Genomic DNA, 21,986 nt, shown 5'->3' on the forward strand with positions numbered 1-21,986 from the left:
GGCCCGACGCCTCCAGGAACGGCAGCGCGGCCTGAGCCAGCAGAATGGGGGCGACGAGGTTGGTGGCAAGCTGAGTCTCGATCATCTCCGGCGTCAGCGTGCCGAGGGCGCCACCGCGCACGATGCCGACGTTGTTGACCAGCACGTCCAGCCGACCGTGCCTCTCCAGCACGGCCTGAACAATCCGCGAGGGCTCGCCCTCGGCGGTGATGTCGGCGGTCAGGCCCGTGATCCGGTCGTTCTCGGCAGCGGTCTCCATGAGCCGCTCGGCTCGCCGCCCGATCGCGATCACGTGGGCGCCCTCGGCGGCGAAGGCGCGGGCGGTCGCCCGGCCGATCCCGGTGCCGGCTCCCGTGACGGCGACGATCCTGCTGGTCTGCGGTGCGGTGCTGTTCACGCCGGTCATCGTTCAACCCTGCCGCCAGCGGCAAGGTCAAGCAGCGCCTGGCGAGCGGTAGCCGCCGCCGGTGGTCGCCGCGAACGTAGCGATGCCAAGTTCTTCCAGCCCGGCGGCGAGACTCGACTCACGGTGGGAGAAGGCAGGCCGAATGAGCGTTCGTGCCAAGCCGCGCGCCTCACTTGTGACAACCAGGCTGCTTCGACCGGTCTCATTCACCAGCTCAACCGGCTCTGCCGGTGACAAGCACCGAGCTTCGGCTCATTGCTGTGACTGAGCCGTTGAGTTGGCCAGTTGAGTCCGGAAGGTGCGCCGACCCTCCTGCCTGGCCTCTCGGTCTGTTAAATTCGTTGGTCGGTCCCCAGGAGGATCTCTAAGGTTGAGCCCATGGCTCATGCCAAGACTTCATACGTCTGCCTCTCTTGCCGAGCCTCCTACAAGCAGCCCTACGACAGAACGCGACAGAGGACCTGTCCCCGTTGTGCGCAACCGCTGATCCACGCAGGTTCGGCGTTCGCCGCGCCCCGACGGCGGGATGCCGCGGCGTGGCGGACACTCACAGTGCTGCTGAACGCCGGCGTCGGGTTCCACAAGAGCTGCTGCGGCGGGTCTGGATATCGCCCCCGGACCCTGCGTGAGGTACGCGAACGGATGACGTACGCGCAGCGCAGTGGCGAGCCGATCGCGCACGCGCTGGTCCGGCGGGACGTGGGGTGAGGCACGGGCTGGGGGCAGAACGTCGGACTGGCCAACTGAAGCGTTCAGTCGCAACGTGATGTGCGCTTCAGCTGGCCAGTCAGGCTCTTGAGGCAATCCGCTTGAACGGGTGTCGGGTAGGCATGCCGACTATGGCGGTGATTCCCGATCCCGCCCTGGCTATCTGAGCGGGGACGGATGAGGCGGACCCGACCGTCAGCGAGCCAGCTCATTCTTCAAAGGGCCATATCCGCGCAGACGCCGCCCGCTGCGTTGTGAAGGCACAACAAATGCTGGCCGCCTGACCGCTCAACGGTTCCACACGGGCATTCGTGCCCTATTTGTCGAGGAATTGATATTCCTGGCCCGCGGCCTGGATCATCACCGTGCCGTCGCGGACCTGCCACTCGCTCATGCCGTCGACTTCGTGGCTGACAAAGAACAGGCCGGTGATCAGGTCATTGTCGTCGTCGGAGGCAGGAATTCGGGCCACGCGCCTCAGTCGTTCAAGGAGCCAGTCGACGGACTGAGCGCGCAGCTCTGCCCCGAAGAAGACCCAGTTGGTGAAGTTGTACTGCCTCGGTGGAAAGGCCCAGCCACCGCTGTACGTTCGGTCTGCATCGTCGGCTTCGACGATCTCTCTGACCTGGGCGAGCTGCTGGTCATCGCACTCCAGCCAGCCTCTGATCCGGACGAAGATACCCACGATGATCTCTCTCCCCTACGTTCCAGTCGGTATTCGCTCACCCCGCACGTGCCAGCTGGAGCCCCTGGTAGATGAGTTTTCGGCCAAGAGAACCATCTCCACCAGAGGCTTCGCAATGCGGCTCAGCGAGCAGGAGTCACCGCAGAGCCAATTTCCGCAGAGGACTCGGGCCGGACACCTACCGCCGACACGCTTCCGCCTGACGGCCGATGGCCGACGGCCGATGGCCGATGGCCGATGGCGGCAGGTTGCCGCGTCACCATCCCGTCAGCAGCAGGTGGTTGAGGAGCAGGGCGAGCGCCGCCTGTGCGGTGAGCCAGGCGCGGGGCCGGCGCAGGAACGCGCATGCCGGGAGCAGCCACATCGCGAACGGCAGCCAGATGCGCTCAGTTTCCGCTTTGCTCATGCCGGAGAGGTCGGCAGCGAGGAGAGCAAGCAGGGCGGCGGAGGCGAGGAGGGCAAGGCGGGGTTCGCCGTCGGCGCGGCGCAGGCACGTGCGAAGACCCTGGCGGATGGGAGCCGCACCAGCTCGTCTCAGCCCGGCCACGGTCGCCGGTCCCACAACGAGTGCAGTGCATGCGAGGTTCGCCCACACCCAGTAGCCGTAGGGGCGGATGCCGCCGGCCCCTTGGTAGTAGCGAGTGGTCAGCAGGTGATACGCCTCCCACCAGTTGAAGCCCACGAACGTGAACACGGCCGGGACGACGACGAGTCCGGCGAGGACGTACGGGAGGGGGCGCAGCCGTCGGGAGCCGAGCAGCAGGACGCCACCGGCGATGACCGCCAACAGTGTCAGCCCGTACGAGAGATACACGGTGAGGCCGAAGAGCAGCCCGGAGGCAAGACCTGCCGACCGTGGACGGTGTCCCGTGACCGCGAGGGCCAGGAACGCGATCGCCCAGGCGGCGACCGCCGCGAAGTACCCGTCCGCGGAGGTTCCCATCCACACGGCCGCCGGGGCCAGGACCAGGAAGGGCGCGGCGCGGCGGGCGAGCGTCTCCCCGGACAGCGCTCGTAGGGTGACGAGGACCGCCACCGCCGCTGTCGCCCCGACGGTGATGCACCACACCCCCGCCCAGGCGCCGCCGCCCAGCCCCATCCGGTCGAGGAGGACGAAGGTGAGCGTTGCCGCGGGAGGATGTCCGGCGACGTGCGCGGGCCAGGCGTCGGGTGAGTCGATCAGGATGTGATGGGTGAAGTCCCGCAGCGTGGCGGGGATGTCGTGGAAGCGGTTTACGGGGTCGATGACCTGGAGGTATTCGTACTTGGTCGTCAGGCGCCGGGCGATTCCGCGCTGCCATCCGTCGACCAGGGCGAGCGAGAACGTCCATGCCATGGCGGTGCCCCAGGCCGTGCACAGCAACGCACGCCAGGGGAGCCGAGCGGCGAGGAGCGGCCCGTACGCGACGACTGCGAGGGCCACCAAGATGGTGGCGGGGGTGCCGGGCCCGACGTGCGGCTCCCAATGGCCGTACAGCGGGGGCCAGCTCACGTGAAGGTTTCCGTAACGGTGTTCCAGGACCGTGCCGATCACAGCCGCGGTCGTGACGAGCAGCGCTGCGGCCAGGGTGGCGGACAGGTCGCGGAGAAGATCACGGTTCACACCGGCACGTTAGATCGGGGAAGGCCGTATGAGCCTCCGGTGAGCCTGGACGTAAGCGTTTCGTCATACCGTTCGGTCCCTGCGCGCAGGCCCGCAGGCATCACGTTCCGCCCATGACACCCGTACGACACCCCGAAGGCCCCGCGTCGGTCCCCGTCGGCCTCCGTCGGCCTCCGTCGGCGGAAGCCGAGTCGTTATGGACCGGGCCGGGCGGAATCGGCGCCTCCGTGGTGCAGTCGAGCAGTGGCCTGGTGGGAGAGAATCCGGAACGGTATCGGCGGACTGCGCCGACGCTTCGGCGGGCGGTCCGTCACGGATGAGGACGAGGGCATCGGGGCGGAGAGGCAGCGGCCCTCTCGGCTGACCGATGCCGCGGTCGCACTGTTGCTGGCCGTGGCCGATGCCGCGGCCCTGGCGGGAGTCGCTCTGTTGATGTTCATCGTCGGGATGTCGCACTCGGGGCCGCCGGGGCGTACGCCCGCCAAGAGCGAGGACGTGTCGCTTCTTCAGCTGGCCGTGGTCTGGTTCATCCCGTGTGCGCTCGCCGTGTCGTGCTACGTCCACGCGCGGCTCCGCATGCCGACCACCACCGTCGTTCAAGGCCTGTTCTGCGTCATCGGCACCACACTTGCCATCGGCGAGACGAACATGCTGCTGTCTTTCACCTGAGCTGCGCGACCTTCCGAATCAGGGCCCTCAGCGGCTCCCAAAATAGGGTCGTGCACGGCACCGGTGGGGCCCCGGACACCCTTTGGGGGCGGTACGCGGCCCCCGGACCGACCGCTCCCCGGCATGCTGTCACCCGCCCGCCCACAGCTTCAGCGAAATGGCTCTGACCTGGTGCTTTCTTGAATCCCGCCTAGGCTGGGCAGGTCCGCCGGAAGCCGTGGGAGGGGTCATCTTGAGTGGAGAAGGCGTGGAGTACGACGTTGCCGCGATCGAGGTGCTGGAGGGGCGGGAAGCCGTTCGGAAGCGGCCCGGGATGTGGATCGGCTCGGTCGGTGAACGCGGGGTGCTGCAGATGGTGTGGGAGGCCGTCGGCCGGGCGGTGAACCAGTCGCTGTCCGGCCGCGGTGGCAGCGTCGACGTCACGCTGACGTGTGACGGCGGTGTGCGGGTCGCCGACAACGGCCCGGGGGACGTGTTCGAAGCCACCGGGAACACCGGCGGCCCGGGCCTCGAAATGCTGCTGACCAGCCTCCACGCCGGCCCCGATCCCGGTGGCCGGCATACCGCGGCCGTGGGTCACCCCCGCGTAGGGCTCTGCATCGTCAACGCCCTGTCGAGCCGACTGAGGGCCGAGGTGCGGCGCGAGGGGATCCTCCGGGCCCGGGAATACGCGCGCGGTGTCGCGGTCGCGCCGCCCGCGACCGTGGGGCCGGCGGCCGGAAGCGGGACGACCATCACCTTCTGGCCCGACACCGAGATCTTCGAGACGACGAGCTGCTCGTTCGCCGTGCTGGCCGAACGCTTCCGGCAAGTGGCCTTCCTCAACGCGGGCCTCAGCATCACCCTCACCGACGAACGCCCGGCGGGCGAGGCTCGGGCGGTCATGTTCCGGTACCCGGGCGGAGTGCGGGACTTCGTCGCCGCTCTCGACGCGGAGGCGGGGGCGCTCATCCACCAGGACGTCATCGGATTCGAGCGGGAGGATCCGCGGATGGCGGGGGCGATGGAGGTGGCCTTCCTGTGGAACGGGTCCCGCGAGGAGCGGATCCACAGCTTCGCCAACAGCCTGGCCACCCGCCAGGGCGGCACGCACGTCGACGGCTTCCGTGACGGAGTGACGGCCGCGGTCACAGCGTACGCGCGGAGGCGGGGGTTTCTGACGACGGCCGAGCCCGATACCGCCGTGACCCGGATCGGCGAGGGACTCACGGCCGTCGTGTCGGTGAAGCTCGACCGTCCCGAATTCCTCGGCGCCACAGTGGGGTTGCTGGGCAACACCGCTGTGCGGGCCTGTGTCGGGGAGGCCGTCCGGGAGTACCTCGGCATCTGGTTCGAGGAGCGGCCCGAGCGGGCAGCGGAGATCGTCGCCCGGTTCGTCCGCGGCCTCCACGAGGACTGAACGGCAGCGGACAGCCCCGGCCTTCCGCCCAGAAAAGCCGGCGAAAATCTCGTACCACCCGGCTGTTTGCCCACTTGGAAGAGGACGAAAGCTGCCAAGGCGATTCAAGCGACGGAATCGCCAAAGATTGCCCCGGCTCCAGCGGACGTGACCCAGGGTGCTGCCTCGACGATGAGGCGGGGCCTACGCTCACTCGCGCCATTGCAGCCAGTCCGTGCCGACGGTTGAGCTGTGGGTCGACGACGGACCGGATGGGAGCTGGGGAGAGTGGTGGGTGAGCATGGGCGGCCAATTAGTCGCGCTTGGGCCAGATCGGGCCCTCGTCGGTCCAGATGACGCCTTTGTTGCGGCACAGGCAGAAGGGGTGGCCGATCGGATCGGTGTAGACCTGCCAGCCGTAGCCGTTGGGGCCGATGAAGTCCTGCCTCAGCGTCGCGCCGAGGTCGAGGACGCGGCGCTGCTCGGGCTCGATCTCATCCACTTCGAAGTCGAGGTGGAACTGCTTGGGGTGCTCCCTGTCGGGCCACTGCGGAGCGCGGTAGTCGTCCACCCGGATGAATGCCAGCTCGATCTCGCCGAACTGGATGCCGGCCCAGTCCTCGGAGCTGCCTTCCTTGATCGGACGGCCCGTCACCTCGGCGTAGAAAGCCGCCAGCTTCATCGTGTCCGGGCAGTCGATAATGAAATCGGTGAGTCGCAGCATCCTGCGATCTTGGCACAAGCTCACACCCGACTTCGAGACAGCCCTTAAGCGGCTCCGCTGCGTGCTGTACAGCAGAGGAGTACTGCAACCAGGACGACCACAGGTGACCGTCATAGTCCGCTGACACCCCGATGACCAGCCCGGGAGGCCTCAGCGACCGCCCCCGCCCGTAGTTCGCATCGAGATGACAGCCCGCACGGGACAAGCGGGGCATGTCGAAAGTAGCCACGGCCCGGATTCGAACCAGGGTTTCCGCGTCGGGGCGAACCCGAGTGCGACGTCTTGGGCCGCTAAACGACTCATGGCCAGCCGGATCGTACTGACTCAGGGACTGGCGAGCCCATCTCTTTTCGAAGGGTGATGCCTCAGGGCACCAGCTCAGGTCGAGCTCATCACCGGGCATAAATGGCCATCTGCACCCCGGATCGTCGAATACGGCCAAATCGCGACCTACTGGGATCCGGTCAGATTCGCTCACACTCGAACGCATGGGGGCGACTCGGGATCGTGACCAGTTGGCATGCCATCGCTGCGGGGATACCAGCCACGCGGTACGTGAGCGCGGACGGTTCGGCCTCATGGCGAGCTACTGCGAGGCGTGCTGGAACACCCTGGCCAACGAGATGGCCGAAGCCGATGGGGCCACAGCCGCCCCCAGACCGGATCCCGGCCCCGACGACGTGATGTGGATCGAGCCGCCACTTTGCCCTGAATGTGGCTCATTGGTACGCGTGTATCCCACCAACTACGACCGGTGGGTGAGTCTCGCCTTGGTGGAGTTGCCCGCCAAAGACGTCCCAGAGGCCTTCAGGTGGCGTTTGACGAGGCTTCCGGGGCAATCCCCCATCCCTACGGATATCGTGGCCGTACGGGTCCGTGGAATCGACCCGCTACCAAGCGAACCCGTCGTGCCGGCTCACCGCATGATGTGTATCCCCGAGTGCGGCGAGCCGTAGATCACACGGCAGCAAGCCGGAGGCCCGACCTCGTGCCCGCTGCATGCCCGATCGAGCAGCGACCGGCGAGGAGCGGCGGGGAACACCGAAAGGGACCCGGACGAGCACCACGTCGGCCAATGCGCACGCCTCCTCGGGTCGGTGTCGGACGAGTGCCGGTCAGCCGTATCGCTGCAGCAGTCCGTCCACGTACGCCTCCAGTCGCTCTCCCAGCACCTCGGACGTCAGATCGTCTCGCCCCAGTTCACGCCACGGTCCGGCGAGCTTCGCCGCGTCGGGGCAGTAGTGCAGGGCGTCGATCAGCCGCCAGTACAAGTGGTCGGAGTTGTCGGCGAGGTCGCGGCCGCCATGTGCCTCGTACCGTTCGCGGAACTCCAGCCCGTACGCCGGCCCGTGCAACAGCGCGAGCGCGGTCGAGCAGTGCGCCACGTCGAGGTCGGCAGGTCCCCACGAGGTTTCGACCCAGTCCACGACACCGGTGATCCGCAGCCCGGGCCCGGCTCCGGTGAAGAGCACGTTCCCGGGGTGGAAGTCGCGGTGCAGGAAGCAGCCTTCGTACGGTGGCGGGTCGCGGCGGATCACCTCGACGGCCCGCTCCCACAGGGGACCGTCCGGGGTGCGGGCGCGCTCCGGGGACGTCCACGCCTGGTACGTGCGCGGTCTTTCGGTTGGTACGACGCCGTGGACGCGGACGAGCTGGGCCGCGAGCAGGTCCAGGCGCCGGTCGAGGTCGTCCTCGTCCACGCAGACGCGGCCGGGCAGCGCGGACATCAGCAGGGTCGGGTGGTCGCAGTGTTCGGCCGTGGCGTCCACGGCGACGAACCTGGGAGCCGGGATGCCTTCATGCCCGGCGAGCAGCGCCAGGACGGACGCCTCGCGGGCCAGCAGCCCGGGCCCGTGGTGGCGGAAGAACGGCTTCACGAAGGTCCGTTGCACCAGAGCCGTGCCGTCGTCGAGCGTGAGCCGGCGCATCTGGGAGCTCCAACCACCGGCCAGCTGACGGGAGTCCGCGACCGAGCGGCCGTGGCCGAGCTGCTTGGCCACCCACGCCCGCGTGGCCGTCCAGCCACGATCGTCGAGGCCGGTCAGCACCGCCTCCACGAACTCCCGCCGGTCCTCACCGTGATCACGGAACCACAGTCCGAGCTGGTGCTGCGCGTCCGGGAGGTCGAACCGCGTGTACTGGGCGCGCGCGGCCAGCGCGTCCTGTACGGCCTCGGTCACCGCGGGCGGGATCACCGTGTCCGTGCCCGGCACGGCGAGCACCGCCCGGCCCTCGTAGGCCCGCAGCACCTGAAGCGCGGGCGCCTCCCACCAGCTGTCCGGCCGCCGGATGATCCCGCTGAACCGGCCGTCCCCTTGCTCGAAGGGCACGTCCCACGCCTCGGCGGCATACACGGCGGGCGCGCACAGCCCAAGCGCCGCGACTCGACTCCCGTAGTGCCGAACGAGATCGGCCACCGTCTGCCCGCTCATACTGAACCCCACCAGGACCAACGGCCCGTCCGCGTCCGCGTACGCGTCGATCACCGAGACGGCCTGCTCGAACCGTCGCCGCAGACTCAACTCACTGAGTTTTCCGGTGCTTTCGCCGTGCCCGGAGAAGTCGAAGGCGACTCCGCGACAGCCGTGGGCCACGAACTCCCGCACCAGCGGACGCAGTCGCTCCATGCTGCCGGCGCCCGCGCCATGCAGCACCACAACGCTGGCCCCGGACGGATCACCGCCGTACACACCGCTGAGCCGTTCACCGTCGTGGTCGTACGTGAAGTCGAAGAGCATGTCCCCTATTCACTCACGCCGTTGTCTCCGTCTTTTGAGAGCGGCACTGCCGGCATCCGACGCTGATCTCCGCTCTTGGCGCGGCGGCTGAGTTCGGCGGGCGTACCTCGGTTCCTCCATCGGGGCGACCTCGCTGAGGACGGCGGGGGCATCTGTGCTGCGAGGTCCATCAGCGCGCTGTCGCGTCCGCGCCGGGATGGCAGCCCGTAGGAGACAGGGCGCGTGGGCAGTTGGAGGGGTTGCGGGGCGGCCCGTGTGGGTGCCGGGCAGACGCCAGGGCTGGTCGGTGCCCTGCCCGAGCGCGAAGGCGCGGTCGCGGTCGCCAGCGAGGGAGATCAGGAGCTGGTCCAGTGGTGGGAGGACGTCGATGGGACGAGGGCCGAGGGCGAGTCGGACGCCTTCTTCGGTGGTGAGAACCTGGCTGGGGGCGAGGCTGGTGATCTTGGCGACGCGCTGGCCGTAGGGTCCGATCGTCAGGGCCGGTTCGGGTCGGGGTGCACCACCATGAAGAGCGACCAGGCGGGCGCGGTCGGATCGTCCGGGCGGGCGGCGAACTCCTCGATCAGGGCGCGGAGCCGAGTCTGGAACTCCTCCATCTCCGCCGACGGCAGGCGTAGCCCGAGCCGGGTGCTGTCTACCTCGGCCGCGGGGGCCAGCGCCAGCTCCTCCAGGAACGCGTCGAGCATTGACCGGTCCTGCGCGGGCGCATCGAGTTGCCAGGACTTCCGCGTCGCCAGATAGGGAATCTCCCGTGCGCCGCGCGCACCGCGTCGCTCCTCCTGGGCCTCCAGAAAACCGGTGCGTACGAGTGTCCTGATGTGGTGCAGCACGCTGGCGGGAGCACAGCCGAGGATCGTCGCGATCTCCTTGTTGGTGTGCGCCTCGCCGAGGCAAATGCGCAGGATACGCAGGCGGAGCGCGGAGGCGAGTGCCTTCGCCTCCGCGTCGGTCGCCGGCCGACGTTCGTTCATGGTCAGTAGCCTACTGACGGGCCGGGCAGGACAAGTGATTGACAAAACCCAATCACTCTTCCACGGTAGTTGCCCATGACTGCCACCGAGTCCTCGCCCGGCCGCCCTGACCATCGTGGCGGACTGTGGCGGCATGCCGACTTCCGTCGACTGTGGCTCGGTGAGACGGTCAGTCAGTTCGGCACAACAGTCAGCCAGTTGGCGCTACCTCTCGTCGCCATCCTGGCGCTGCACGCCAGTACCTGGCAGGTCGGGGTACTGGCGGCATGCGAGACCGCGGCGTTCGTGGCGGTGGGCCTGCCGACCGGCGCGTGGGTGGAGCGGATGCGCTTTCGCCGGGTGCTGATCATCAACGACCTGGTTCGGGCTGCTCTGCTGGCCTGGGTACCGGTGGCACAGCTCCTAGGGGTGCTGACGATCGAGCAGTTGTACGTGATCGCGCTCGCCACCGGAGTCAGCACCGTCTTCTTCGACGTCGCCTACCAGTCCTACCTCCCCCAGCTGATCGACCGGGAGCTGCTGGTAGAGGGCAACGCGAAGCTCCAGGCCAGCGAGTCGCTCAGCCAGATCGCGGGCCCTGGCCTCGGCGGCGTGCTGATCCAGGCACTCACCGCGCCCTACGCGGTACTCGTCGACGCGGTGAGCTTCCTGTGGTCGGCCGCGTGCGTGACGCGCATCGAGGTTCGGCCGCCGCGCCCCGAGCGCAGCCCCGACCCCAACCTGCTGCGGGAGATCCGCGACGGTCTGCGGTTCGTACTCGGTAACCGGATACTCCGCGCCATCGCCATGTGCACCAGCACGACCAACCTGTTCGGTTCGGTGATCTCCGCGGTCTTCTACGTACTGCTCGCCCGCGAGTTGCGGCTCTCTCCGGGCATCATCGGCCTGCTCACCTCGACCGCGGCGGTGGGTGGCCTGATCGGTGCGCTGGTGGCCGGACGGTTCGCGGCGAAGGTCGGCCAGGGCCCGGCCATCTGGATTGCGATCGCCATCGCCGGACCGTGCGCGCTGGTCACACCGTTCGTACAGCGCGACTGGACGCTGGGGCTGCTCGCGGTCGCGCAGATCGCCATGTGGATGGGCATCGTGATCTACAACATCAACCAGGTCAGCTTCCGGCAGGCGCTGTGCCCGCCCGGGCTGCTCGGCCGGATGAACGCGACGATGCGGTTCCTGGTCTGGGGCACGATGCCCTTCGGTGCGCTGACGGGCGGCCTGCTCGGCTCCACAATTGGCGTCCGCGCCACGCTACTGGCCGGGGCGGTCGGCCAGTCACTCACTTTCCTGTCCGTTTTCCTGTCGCCGCTGCGCCGGATGCGCGAACTGCCTTCCCACGCTGGGTCGGCGGGCGATGGAAGTCCCGCTGCCGGCCCGTTGTCGCCGAGCGAACTTTGAGAACGAGGCGAGTGCATCTCGGCACGATCAGCGGCCCAGAGCATCACTCCTTGCGGGCCGTCCGCTCGGCGTCGCTGAGCATCTGGTCAGCACGGTTGCCGAGGAAGCGCGCCCGGACGGTACGCGTCACGCGGTGCCTGCCCTGCTGATGGGGTTCTTTGAAAACGCCACTGTCCGCAGTTCCGTGATCCCGCCGCTTGATCGTCAAAGTCCGGGCGGAGGCACGGCCGGGGGTTTCCATCTGGTGAGCTGTTTGCCGGTCGTCCAGCCACCACGCAATCGTGATACTCGTCCTGCACCAGGCCAGCGTTGACCCACCTTCCGCGTGCCGCTCCGGTGATGTCTTCGGCGGCTGCGAGGGCGGCAAGCGGTTCGTCGCGAGTCGAGGCGTTTGCTGCTTCTCCGACGTGCCGGTGCGCTGTCTCGCTGGATTCGGTAGAGGGTGGCTGCGAGTGGGGATGGGCGGCATCGCGCCAGGCATGTTCTCGGGGATCTCCTCGTGTGGGGAGGGCGTTCAGCGAGCATGCTGACGACATCCCAACATCAGGGGCGGCCAGGCGGCACGTCGGAGATGCCGACGTTTGCGGCGGAGGTCGCGGCGAGGGCCACGACCTTCCAGATCGCGGCGGGATCCCCAATCGGGCGTCATGGCAGGTGTCGTTGAAGAGACCCACGGTCAGTCCCACCGGCTTGCCGTCCGGCCCTTGGCCGAGAACTTGACCTCCTGCGCTACCCACGGCTTCGCGTGGACAGCTGCGAACTGCACCAAGGCGTGGCACGCCGCGATGCACGATGACGGGTTCGCCGGTGGCGGTCAGGTCCACTGCTCTCCAAGGGGCGGGAGTTCAGCTGATCGGCCTGCCAGGCGGAGCCTTGTGAGAACTACGCCTCGCATGCCGGGAGTTCGGCGGCGGTAACAACGCTGCGAACGCCCAGGTCGGCGCGGCAGGCCGGGGTGGTCTGGTCGACTATGACAGTGCAGCCGGCCCAGTGGCCGCCACACTGCTCGACCATCGACCGCACAGCCGACGCTTGACTGCCCGTCTCGATCCAGTCGTCGACCAGCAGCACCCGGTCCCCGGGGCCCACCGCCGCCCGCTGCAGACGCAGCTCCTGGCGGATGCCCCGGTAGTCGGGGGCGCTGCGCCGGGTGAGCTTCTCCCCCGGAAAGATTCCCTCGCCCTTGCGTACTGCGACGAAGCCGACACCGAGCTCGACAGCCACCGCCGCGCCGAGCAGGAACCCCCGCGACTCGATACCGCAGACGGCCGTCACGCCGTCGTCCCGGAACGGCCCGGCCAGGCCGCCGACCACCGCGGTGAGCGCCCCGGGGTCGCGGAAGATCTGCCAGACGTCGGCATGGCCGCCAACCCACCGGAAGCGTTCGAGGGCCAGGCCACGAGCGTGAGACATCATGATCGCGAGTCTGCGGACGGACTGGCGGTCCGGGCAACCGGATTCTCCGTTCGGGGAATGCAGACTGGTGACCGACACCTCGCCTTCGCCGCGCTCCTGATCTGTGACCGGAAGCTGCGGCACTGTCCCGTCCAGCCCGGCGGCGCGGCAGGAAGAACACGCCCCGGGGCATACCGTTCCAGTGCCCCGTCCTCCGGCCGCGCCAATCGGGTGGACCGCAGCAGACCCGCGGGCTCGTCGATCGTGCCCCGGCGGAAGGCGTCGAACGTGTCGCGTACCGCCGGTGCCGGCGACCACTCTGCGTTCAACTCGGTCCGGCGGCGAGGTGGACGCCGTGGAGAAACTGAGTCCAGTGCCCGCATGAGCGGTGGAGAAACCAGGTAAATCGACCGTGTGTTCTGGCATTCGCCGGGCACCAGGAGCGACGGAGGTTGATAACTATGGTTCCCCTGCTTGTCGTTCTTCTGCTGGCTCTGATCCTCTTCGGCGCGGGTTTCGCGCTGAAGGCACTGTGGTGGCTCGCGGTCATCGTGCTGGTCGTGTGGCTGCTCGGCTTCGTCATGCGCTCCGCCGGAACGGGCGGCCGCAAGGGCCGCTGGTATCGCTGGTAACCCGCCAAGCAGCAACGTGCCTGTGGCTCCGGATGTATCCGGAGCCACAGGCACGTCCCGGTTCAGAGCATCCTGAGCGCACGTCGCCGTCGGGGTTGTCCAGCGCCTCGGTCAGCGTCGGCCACTCAAAGGCGCCCCAGCCTGCGCCACACCCTTCCAGTGGCCCCGGCCGGCTCGGCGGTGATGCGCTCCAGCTCCGTGACGAGCACGGGCACCGCCTGCTGGTAGTCGACTGAGCGGTCAGCTCGTCGCCCGTACCGCGTCGCGGATCAGGGCGGCGACCTCCTTGGGCTGGGAGACGGCGACCGCGTGGGAGGCGCCCGCCAGTTCGACGATCGTCGCGCCGGCCCGCTTCGCGCCGAAGCGCTCCACCTCCGGGTTGATCGCCTGGTCCGCTTCGGCCACCAGGGCCCATGTGGGTGTGGTGGTCATCTTCTGTGTCTCCCGGGTCAGTTGGTGTGCAGGGTCGCGCGCAGGGTGGCGACGGCCTGGTTGATGGCGGCCTCCGGCGGCGACCAGGCCGGACAGGCCGCGCCGGCTGGTGATCAGGGTCAGGCAGTCGGGCGACGCGGGCAGCAGGGCACGTACCTGCTCGGTGTCGAAGGCGTCGTCGAGCAGGAGGAGCATCCGGCGGCCGGACAGCACGGTCCGGTACAGACCGGTGAGCGCGTCCGGACCGCTCGGCAGGCGGTGCCCGGGCACGCCGAGAACGGGAAGCAGGAAGCGCAGCGCCGCCGCGGGCGTCAGCGGGTCGTCGAGCGGGTCGAAACCCCTGAGGTTCACGTGGAGTTGACCGTCCGGGTACCGATCGGCGACCTCGTGCGCCCAGCGCACCGCCAGAGTGGTCTTCCCGATGCCCGGCATGCCGGTGAACAGGACGGTCGAGCAGTCGACTGCCGTTCGCAGGCTGTCGAGTTCGGCATGTCGGCCGGTGAACTGCTGTGGTTCGGGCGGCAGTTGGACAGGTCGCGCGAGGTCCCGCTTCCGCGGTGCGGATCGCACATCCTGGCGGAGTACACGCGTATGGGCCGCGGTCAGCTCCGCGCCCGGCGCGACACCCGGCTCCCGGGCCAGCAGCCGCCGTACGGACTCGTAGGCTGCCAGCGCCTCGGCCTGCCGACCGCAGGCGGCGAGTGCCAGGACGTTCCTCGCGTGCAGGGACTGGTTGAGGCGGTCGAGCCGGGCCGCGCGCCCGAGGTGGGGCAGGACGGGTTCGGGCATGCCGCACAGCAGAGCCGCGTCGGCGGCCATCACCGTCGTACGGACGAGTTCGCGTTCGATCTCGGCGAACACGACGTGATCCCGCACGGGCGAGGGGATGCCGGCCGCCACTGTGGCCCGCCACTCGTGCAGCGCCTCGACGAAATGCCGCAGCGCCGGTTCGGGCCGTCCGGTGGCCGCCTCACGCTTGGCCCGCCTGGTCAGACCCCTGAATCTGAGCAGAATCGACCTCGTCCTCGGCCGCCTCCAGCCGGTATCCGTCGGCGCCCCGCGACAGTCGGCGGCCAGGAGCGCGCGGCGGCAGGCCCGGCTCCAGCAGGCGACGCAGGGAACCGACGTAGCGGCGGACCACGTTCATGGCGCTGGGGGCGGCACCCTCCGACGACAGAACGGCGACGATCTCGCCCGCGGGTACGGGCCGCCCCGCCCGCACCAACAGCAATGCCAGCAGGGCGCGTTGCTGGGGAAAGCCGAGGTCGAGTTCGCTCGGGCCGAGCGTCGCCCGCAACGGGCCCAGTATCTCGAAACGCAGCGACTCCTCGTGTTCCAAGCTCGGTCGCCCCCTCAGGCGAGATCGCGTCTGCCGCCCCGGGCGGCGAGCAGCTGCTCACGGACCTGTTCCGCGTCCGGGTGGCCCAGTGAGGCGAAGAGGGCGAGAGCCTGGCGCCAGGAGGTCTCCGCCTCCTCAGGGGCACCCATGGCGAGGTGGGTGTCGCCGATGTGGGCAAGGGTGCAGGCCTCCATGTACGGGACGCCCAACTCCCGTTACAGCGTCAGCGCGTTGTGGTAACCGAGCAGGGCCTGTGGGTGGCGGCCCAGTCCGTGCTGGGCGTAGGCGATGCTGTCCCAGGTGACCCGCCTGGCCGTAGCGGTCGCCCAGGTCCTGGAGCATGGCGAGGGCCTCGAAGCAGTGACTCAGGGCCTGCCGGTACCGGCCCATCAACGCCTGATACCAGCCGACCGAGTTGAGCACGCTGGCCTGCGCGACCCGCGGTCCGCTCTGCCGGAACAGTTCCAGGGCCCGCTCGTTGTGCCGGAGGGCGCCGGGGAGGTCGCCTTGCTGTTCGCACACCCACCCGAGGCTGCGGTGGGTGTGGGCCTGCCCGGTCGTGTCGCCCAGTTCGGTGAAGAGTTCCAGGGCGCGCCGCAACCGCACGAGGGAGCTGTCGTGCTGGCCCAGCCGCCCCTCCGCCCGGGCCAGCCCGCGCAGCCCGCGCGCCTCCCAGGCGGGATCCGACAGCCTGAGCGCGCATGCGAGCTCCGTGCGCTGGGCGGCCGCCCCCTCGTGCCAGTGGCCCCGGCGGTCGAAGAACGGCTCAGATACCAGGCGAGCAGCCGGAAGAGGCGGGCCGCGCCGGGTGAGACGGCGCCCAGCGACCAGGAGAACACCGCGCCGACGTTCACAGCCGGGTCGGTCCTGTTGAAGGCGTCGAGGCTGCCGTGCGCCGCCCGCAGTTCGGCTGCCACCGGCGACAGCGGGAAGTGCGGATGGGTCGCCGCGCGCGCCGCCACACAGGCCAGCGCGAGGGCGGTGATCTCACTGACCGCCCGGGACTCGCCGGCCAGCCGAGCCGCGCCGAGCCGGCGCTCCAGGAACGCCCTGGCCTGCCCGGCGTGGAGCGGGCGCAGGGTCAGCGCGTGCGCTCCGTGCGCGGCGACCAGCCCGGACAGCCTGCTGCGGCTCGTGAAAATCGTCAGACAGCCGGGGGTGCCCGGCAGCAGCGGGCGTACCTGATCGGTGTCGCGCGCGTTGTCCAGCGGGACCAGGAACCGCCGCCCGGCCAACAGGCCGCGATAGAGGGCCGCCTGGGCCTCCACCTCGTGCGGCACCCGCTCGGGCGGCACCCCGAGCGCGTCCAGGAAGAGCCGGACCGCCTCGCCCGCGCTCATCACGGCACCGGACGGGTCGAAGCCGCGCAGATTGACGTAGAGCTGCCCGTCGGGGAACCGCTCGGCGACCCGATGCGCCAGGTGCACGGCCAGAGTGGTCTTCCCGATGCCGGCCATCCCGCCGATCGCCGTAATGACCACTCCCCCGGTCGGGTCCGACCCGGCCAGTACGTCGTCCAGTTCGCTCTCGCGGCCGGTGAAAGTCGGCAGGTCGTGCGGGAGTTGGGCGGGCCTCGGCAAGGAGGCCGGCGGCGTGGCGTCCGGCAGCGACGCGCGGTGTGCTTCGCGCAGTTCGGCCCCGGGGTCGATGCCCAGCTCGTGGGCGAGGCGGGTGGCGGCCGTGCGGTAGGTGTCGACGGCCTCGCAATGGTGCCCCATCGCCGCCAGCACGAGGATCAGCCGGGCCAGCACCGGTTCGTCCAGCGGGTCGTCGGCTGCGGCCTGCCGCAGCAGGGGCAGCACCACGACCGGCACACCGGCGCGCAGCGCGGCGTCGGCGGCCTCCCGCACCGCCGCCTGACGTTCTCGGTCGACGGCACCGAAACCGGCGCGCTCACGCACCTCGGCGGCGATGTCCCCGGCGACCGGTCCCCGCCAAGACGAAAGGGCGTCGACGAGAAGGCCGACCGCCTGTCCGGGCTCCGCCCGCCGGGCCTCGTCCCGCAGTCGGCGGAACCGCAGCAGATCCAGCGAGTCGGCGTCGGCCGTCCACGGGTAACCGCCCGCGTCCCGGGCCAGCCATCGTCCTACGGCCCGGACGGGCAGGCCTGGCTCCATCAGGCGGCGCAGGGAGCCGACATGACGCCGGACCACGTTCACAGCACTGTGCGGCGGACGTGCACCCCACATCACGGTCACGATCTCGCTCACGGCCACCGGTTGCCCGGCACGCACCAACAGCAGTGCCAGCAGGGCCCGTTCCTGCGGACTGCCGAGAGCAACCTCCTCCCCGGGCCGCTGCACCCGGACCGGCCCCAGAACCGAGAACTCCACCGGCTCCACCGGTCCTCCCCCCTTGCTGATCTTCCACCCCATCCTCACTTTGCGTGGCGTTTTTTGTTACCCCGGGTAGCGCGGAGAGGGCCGCACAAACCTCTGGGGCCGACAGTGGGCGGCGACAGGCACGAGGTACCCGCGCAGCATCACCTTCGCCTCCTCCCGCAGCCGGGCGTCGCCCTCCGCGCGCCGGAGGTCCTCCCTGGGCGGAACGTCGGCGCCTGGACCAACGCATGGCAGGTGCGGGCATTCGCGGCTGAGCTGACGCCGGTAGTCACGGCACGGGGCGCCCACCTGTACCGGTCGGGCCCCGTGCTCCACAAATAGCGACACCGCGCTGCTGCGGTCCCTCCGCTGCTCCGGTGTCCGACGACGGTGAGGGAGACCATGAACGGGCGGCAGGCATAGCTGGGCGCCCTTCGCTTCCTGCGCGAGCCCTCGGGCAGCCCGGCAGACCGGGCGACCGGCTCGGGAGGGGGCTGCCTCCCCAGCATTCCACCGGATTGGCCTGACAGAGTGGCCGTAGCACCACATCTACACGTCAAGCCTCTCATCTGCGGTGATGCCTGCTAGCTTCGCCAGCTGATCTATGGTCCCGTACGCCTGAAGCGGAGGCAGGGCCACGACTGCGAGGCGAGGAAGACCGGTATGAGGGAAGACGCTAAGAGTCCGGCGCTGGCTCCACTCAAGCGCAGGACCTTCCTGGCCACGGCCGCCGTGACGGCCGGCGCGTCAGCCACCGCGACAGCCGCATCGGCGTCGGCCGCGGGTCCCCACCACGGACCAGTCGACCCACCTCTCGACTCCGTGGTGCGCCTGCTGGCCATGCCCGAGGCCGGCCGCGGTATCGACTGGCTCAGGTCGGCCCTACAGGTCGCCGTGGAGCTGGAACTGTCCACCATCCCGCCGTACCTGTGCGGCTGGTGGTCCATCAGGGACCGCGGCGCGGAAGCCGCGCGACTGATCCGGCGCATCATCGACGACGAGATGTACCACCTGGGCGTGGTGTGCAACCTTCTCGTAGCCGTGGGTGACAGGCCCCGGATCAGGGCGGCCGCCCCCACCTACCCCGGCCCGCTGCCCGGCGGCGTACGACCCGGCGTGACCGTGTACCTGTCGGGTTTGACCAGGACGTTCGTGCACGACGTGATGATGGCCATCGAAGCCCCCGAGGAACCACTCGCCCTCAACGACAGCGCCGCGCCCACCATCGGCGCCTTCTACGGTGCCATGCTGCAGAGCTTCAGGACCGAGGCCCCCCAGTTGTCGGCTCGCGGACAGCTGAGCGCCCACATCGGATCCGACGAACTGCGGCCGGTCGAGACCCTCCTGGACGCAGAGCGCTCCATCGACATCATCAGGGAACAGGGCGAGGGCACGAGCAGCTCCCCGGCCGACTCCTTCGCCGACGACCACCCTGCCCACTACTACGCCTTCGGCGAGATCTACCACGGCCGGCAACTGCAACAGACCGACACGGGCTGGACGTTCACCGGGGCACCCGTCCCCTTCCCCGATGCACGCCCCATGGCCCAGGTCCCGGCAGGCGGCTGGCCCAGCCCGCCGACGCCCGTACAACAGGTCCTGGACAGGTTCGACACGATCTACACCACCTTGCTCGACTCCCTCGACGCCGCCTGGGGCGACGGCGGTCCCCGCTCCCTGAATGCGGCCATTCACGCCATGCGCGCCCTGGAGGAGCCCGCCGTACAGCTGATGGAGACCGAGATCCCCGGCACGCGCAGCACATACGGCCCCCAGTTCCACGCACTCCCCTAGCGAAGCTCGTGCCCAGTAAGCGGTGAGACGTCGAGAACCTCGCTGTGCCTTAGGTTCACGCCTGCCTTGTCGAGAGCACGGCGAACGCGCAGGCGTGGGCCCCGGCTGCACCCGAGGCTGACGAGGCGGGTGGCCGGGGTCGACGACGAGGACAGCTGCCCATCATCGAGGGCACCGTCATCCGCCTGACCGCGGAGAAGCTGCCCAGTGGCGGGTGAGCAAGCCGGTCTGGCTGTGCTGGTCGGGACCGCCGCCACAGCGAATGGAGTGAACGGCTCGTGGCGGTCGTTCCTCCGCCACTTCGATCTGGAGCACACGTGCCGCCTGTTCCGTGACGAGGTGTTCGCCGAGTTCGGTGCGCCTTCGCCGCGGGACCGCAGCTGACACCCACCCGGCGGCCGCGAGGCGCAGTGTCGCGTGCTCGGCTCGCGACAGAGTGGCGAGCAACCGGCCCCTGTCAGGCCACCCTGGATGAAGACCATGGCCGGTCGGGTCATGCTGGGGTGAGCACGATTTTCTTCCCGCCGGCCCGTCCGCTGACCACCTGGGCGAACGCCGCCGGTCCCTCGCTCAGCGACAGGGGTTCCGGCGCAAGTTTCAAAGTTCCGTCGGCGACCTGTCCCGCCATCTGGCCGAGTTGCGTGGCGTTGGGCTCGACGTAGAGGTCCCGACTCGTGATGCCCCGTTCCTCCGCAGGCGCGTCCGAAGTCAGGGAGCACAGCCGGCCACCGTCCCGCACCAAAGGCAGGGCGGCGGCCGCCGTGCCGGTGGCGATGATCAGGGCGGCGTCGAACCCGCCGCGTACCGTGGCGGACCAGTTCGGGTCGTGGTAGTCGACGACTTCCATCGCTCCCAGACCGAGCAGGCGCTCTTCGGCGGCAGCAGACGCGGTCGCGGTCACCTCGATGCCCTTGGCCGCGGCGAGCTGGATGGCCAGGGCTCCGGTGGCCCCGCCCCCATTGGTGATCAGGAGCCGCTGGCCTCGGCTGAGGTCCAGCTTCTCCAGGGCCTGCCACGCGGTGAGTCCGTTTACCGGCAGCGCCGCCGCGTGCACGGCGTCCAGGCCGGGTGGGCAGGCTGCCGCGTGATCCGCGTTGAGCAGGACGCGTTCGGCCCAGAAGCCGCTTCCCCCGGGCAGCGGGGCCTCATGCGCGAGCATCCGGTCGCCCACGACAAACCGGGTGACACCCGCGCCGATGGCCAGCACCTTGCCCGCGCCCTCCACTCCCAGCGCCGCCGGCGGGCGCAGCCCCACGTCCCAGCTACCGCCGTTGAGCAGTTCGTCCCACGGGCCGACCCCGGCCGCCTCGACCGCGACCAGGATCTGACCGGGTCCGGGAGATGACGGTTCGGGCAACTCCAGCAGGGCGACTTCCTTCTCGGCCCCGGATACTCCGCACGCCTTCACAGCAGATCTGTGTCCTCTCACTCAGTCCGGCCCACCGGGAGGCACGGACCGAACCCCAAGCAAGCAGCAGTCTCGACCTTGGGATCCCTGCACAGGTCGCTCGTGGGTTCGGCCGCATTGGTGTCGAGGCTATGCCGCTTGTGGCCCGGACATGTGGGCCATTTGAAGCGTGTCTGGCTGGGCCAATCAATGCGAACCCGACCGGTCGATTACGCCTACTCCGACCGATTCTGGCCCGAACCTAGCCCCGGATACCGACCAGAGCCACTCGGCGCCCCGGACTCAGGAGTCGTGGGCGGAGAGCGTGACGCGGTGTCGCTGAAGGTCGACTTCGGCAACCCGCACCGTGATCTGGTCGCCCTCACTCACGAGTCGGCCTGGGCTTACGACGGACGAGTCGGTCATCTCGGAAACATGCAGAAGTCCCTCGATGCCGGGAGCGAGGCGCACGAACACGCCGAAGGGGACGATCTTCGTGACAGCCCCGTCGATGACATGACCCGTCTGATCAGCGAACCGCACGAGAGGATCTTCCAGGAGAGCCTTCAAGGAGATCGTGACCTGGCCACTACGCGTCTCAGACATGATCACCTCACCGGTGACCCGCTGGCCTGCATCGACTGCGTCCGAGGGGTGATCGATCCAGGACCACGTCAGGTCGGGCACGCGAATGAACCCCGTGCAGAGCCCTCGAGGCTCGCCGTCAAGATGGACGAAGACCCCGAAGTTGTGAACGGCAGACACGGTCCCGGAGACGATCTGCCCAGGCTGAATGGCCACGAGAAAGGCGCGCAGTTCCGGGTTCTCGCAGGCACGGGCCGAGAGGTTCAGCTGCCCTCGCCAGCGTCCGATCTCCTCGGCTTCGATCTGCTGACCCACATTGAAGACCTCGGACGGGTGGTCGGTGCGGCGGGCCGACGCCTCGTGTCGGGGAATGAGGCCGACCTCGCTGTCCTCCTTGCCCGACTCCCCGAGGAGAACAAGGACGTCCGCTCCGTCGAACCCTGCAACCGTCACGCTCCTCACGGGACCCGGCCGGAGCTTGTTGATCAGAGACTGCATACGAGGATCGGGGAGGGACTCGGACATGGGCGGAGCCTAACGTCCGCGTGGACCTCCCATGACGGGTTTTCCGGCGGCCATCCCGCGGCCCGGCACCACAGAATGTGATGGCCGTACTACTCGCAGGTTGGGGCGTACCCCACTCGCGATCTGTCGTGCTCCGTCACAACAGCTGTGACAGAGCATCGTTGTCTGGGGGCGATCGCACGAGAGAACCATGCCGGGGGCAGGTTGGCGGCGCGCAGTTACTGCGCTTCCGCGCGTGATGTCGTCAACCGAGAACCGCCTGCGAGCTGGGTCAGATCCGGTCGCCCAGCGGCACCAGG

The 21,986-nt window shown here is 69.2% G+C and carries 19 protein-coding genes, 1 tRNA gene and 2 pseudogenes; 7 read left to right on the forward strand and 15 right to left on the reverse strand.

What is annotated here, in order from left to right; all coding sequences use genetic code 11:
* Position 1: 1 nt before the first annotated feature.
* Positions 2–406 (reverse strand): annotated as a pseudogene (locus tag BFN33_RS22705) (SDR family NAD(P)-dependent oxidoreductase); the annotation flags it as partial.
* A 378-nt stretch (positions 407–784) separates the two neighbouring features.
* Here BFN33_RS22705 and BFN33_RS54460 point away from each other — a divergent pair.
* Positions 785–1,114, forward strand: coding sequence for a deoxyxylulose-5-phosphate synthase (locus tag BFN33_RS54460; RefSeq protein ID WP_079140959.1), 330 nt, complete (start codon positions 785–787; stop codon positions 1,112–1,114).
* Positions 1,115–1,430: 316 nt separating this feature from the next.
* On the opposite strand, the gene BFN33_RS22710 is transcribed toward BFN33_RS54460, so the two are convergent.
* A complete protein-coding gene (locus BFN33_RS22710; protein WP_069761959.1) occupies positions 1,431–1,799 on the reverse strand; it encodes a hypothetical protein in 369 nt (122 codons plus the stop codon).
* Between the two features lie 256 nt (positions 1,800–2,055).
* Positions 2,056–3,402, reverse strand: a complete 1,347-nt coding sequence (locus tag BFN33_RS22715) for a hypothetical protein (RefSeq protein ID WP_069761960.1) — start codon at positions 3,400–3,402, stop codon at positions 2,056–2,058.
* 243 nt (positions 3,403–3,645) lie between these two features.
* Between BFN33_RS22715 and BFN33_RS22720 the strand changes: the two genes are divergently transcribed.
* A complete protein-coding gene (locus BFN33_RS22720; RefSeq protein WP_069761961.1) occupies positions 3,646–4,071 on the forward strand; it encodes a hypothetical protein in 426 nt (141 codons plus the stop codon).
* Between the two features lie 247 nt (positions 4,072–4,318).
* Positions 4,319–5,470: an ATP-binding protein gene (locus BFN33_RS22725; RefSeq protein ID WP_256122837.1), complete on the forward strand. Its 1,152-nt coding sequence runs from the start codon at positions 4,319–4,321 to the stop codon at positions 5,468–5,470.
* A 292-nt stretch (positions 5,471–5,762) separates the two neighbouring features.
* On the opposite strand, the gene BFN33_RS22730 is transcribed toward BFN33_RS22725, so the two are convergent.
* Positions 5,763–6,173 (reverse strand): VOC family protein, encoded by a 411-nt coding sequence (locus BFN33_RS22730; protein WP_069761963.1) that lies wholly within the window; start codon positions 6,171–6,173, stop codon positions 5,763–5,765.
* 223 nt (positions 6,174–6,396) lie between these two features.
* Positions 6,397–6,479, reverse strand: a tRNA-OTHER gene (locus BFN33_RS53225).
* Between the two features lie 377 nt (positions 6,480–6,856).
* Between BFN33_RS53225 and BFN33_RS54465 the strand changes: the two genes are divergently transcribed.
* The gene (locus BFN33_RS54465; RefSeq protein ID WP_079140993.1) at positions 6,857–7,129 is read left to right on the forward strand and encodes a DUF6083 domain-containing protein; all 273 of its coding nucleotides are present in this window, start codon (positions 6,857–6,859) and stop codon (positions 7,127–7,129) included.
* 159 nt (positions 7,130–7,288) lie between these two features.
* Here the strand turns inward: BFN33_RS54465 and BFN33_RS22735 are convergent, their stop codons facing one another.
* On the reverse strand, positions 7,289–8,911 hold the full coding sequence (locus BFN33_RS22735; RefSeq protein ID WP_069761964.1) for an alpha/beta fold hydrolase: 1,623 nt from the start codon (positions 8,909–8,911) through the stop codon (positions 7,289–7,291).
* 473 nt (positions 8,912–9,384) lie between these two features.
* On the reverse strand, positions 9,385–9,882 hold the full coding sequence (locus tag BFN33_RS22740) for a transcriptional regulator (RefSeq protein WP_069761965.1): 498 nt from the start codon (positions 9,880–9,882) through the stop codon (positions 9,385–9,387).
* A 75-nt stretch (positions 9,883–9,957) separates the two neighbouring features.
* Here BFN33_RS22740 and BFN33_RS22745 point away from each other — a divergent pair, with 75 nt between their 5' ends.
* Positions 9,958–11,277, forward strand: a complete 1,320-nt coding sequence (locus BFN33_RS22745) for an MFS transporter (protein WP_069761966.1) — start codon at positions 9,958–9,960, stop codon at positions 11,275–11,277.
* Between the two features lie 882 nt (positions 11,278–12,159).
* On the opposite strand, the gene BFN33_RS22750 is transcribed toward BFN33_RS22745, so the two are convergent.
* A complete protein-coding gene (locus tag BFN33_RS22750; protein ID WP_069762250.1) occupies positions 12,160–12,693 on the reverse strand; it encodes a phosphoribosyltransferase family protein in 534 nt (177 codons plus the stop codon).
* 440 nt (positions 12,694–13,133) lie between these two features.
* On the opposite strand from BFN33_RS22750, the gene BFN33_RS22755 reads away from it, so the two are divergent.
* The gene (locus BFN33_RS22755; RefSeq protein ID WP_057613752.1) at positions 13,134–13,304 is read left to right on the forward strand and encodes a hypothetical protein; all 171 of its coding nucleotides are present in this window, start codon (positions 13,134–13,136) and stop codon (positions 13,302–13,304) included.
* Positions 13,305–13,544: 240 nt separating this feature from the next.
* On the opposite strand, the gene BFN33_RS22760 is transcribed toward BFN33_RS22755, so the two are convergent.
* The 5 genes and pseudogenes from BFN33_RS22760 to BFN33_RS55560 form a co-directional block, all read right to left on the reverse strand.
* Positions 13,545–14,813: a BTAD domain-containing putative transcriptional regulator gene (locus tag BFN33_RS22760; protein WP_370743313.1), complete on the reverse strand. Its 1,269-nt coding sequence runs from the start codon at positions 14,811–14,813 to the stop codon at positions 13,545–13,547.
* A complete protein-coding gene (locus tag BFN33_RS54470; RefSeq protein ID WP_069761968.1) occupies positions 14,707–15,075 on the reverse strand; it encodes a winged helix-turn-helix domain-containing protein in 369 nt (122 codons plus the stop codon). The genes BFN33_RS22760 and BFN33_RS54470 overlap by 107 nt, the downstream gene beginning before the upstream one ends.
* Positions 15,076–15,089: 14 nt before the next feature.
* On the reverse strand, positions 15,090–15,284 hold the full coding sequence (locus BFN33_RS55550) for a hypothetical protein (protein ID WP_370743308.1): 195 nt from the start codon (positions 15,282–15,284) through the stop codon (positions 15,090–15,092).
* The gene (locus BFN33_RS55555) at positions 15,211–16,041 is read right to left on the reverse strand and encodes a tetratricopeptide repeat protein (RefSeq protein WP_370743314.1); all 831 of its coding nucleotides are present in this window, start codon (positions 16,039–16,041) and stop codon (positions 15,211–15,213) included. Before BFN33_RS55555 ends, BFN33_RS55550 begins: the two co-directional genes overlap by 74 nt.
* Positions 16,042–16,151: 110 nt before the next feature.
* Positions 16,152–17,450: pseudogene (locus BFN33_RS55560) on the reverse strand (BTAD domain-containing putative transcriptional regulator); the annotation flags it as partial.
* A gap of 609 nt (positions 17,451–18,059) precedes the next feature.
* Between BFN33_RS55560 and BFN33_RS22775 the strand changes: the two are divergent.
* Complete coding sequence (locus BFN33_RS22775) at positions 18,060–19,190, forward strand: ferritin-like protein (protein ID WP_069761969.1); 1,131 nt, start codon at positions 18,060–18,062, stop codon at positions 19,188–19,190.
* A gap of 493 nt (positions 19,191–19,683) precedes the next feature.
* On the opposite strand, the gene BFN33_RS22780 is transcribed toward BFN33_RS22775, so the two are convergent.
* On the reverse strand, positions 19,684–20,598 hold the full coding sequence (locus tag BFN33_RS22780; protein ID WP_069761970.1) for an NADP-dependent oxidoreductase: 915 nt from the start codon (positions 20,596–20,598) through the stop codon (positions 19,684–19,686).
* Between the two features lie 282 nt (positions 20,599–20,880).
* On the reverse strand, positions 20,881–21,687 hold the full coding sequence (locus BFN33_RS22785) for a S1 RNA-binding domain-containing protein (RefSeq protein ID WP_256122838.1): 807 nt from the start codon (positions 21,685–21,687) through the stop codon (positions 20,881–20,883).
* Between the last annotated feature and the right edge of the window lie 299 nt (positions 21,688–21,986).

This window comes from Streptomyces sp. LUP47B, assembly GCF_001746295.1.
Taxonomy (GTDB): domain Bacteria; phylum Actinomycetota; class Actinomycetes; order Streptomycetales; family Streptomycetaceae; genus Streptomyces.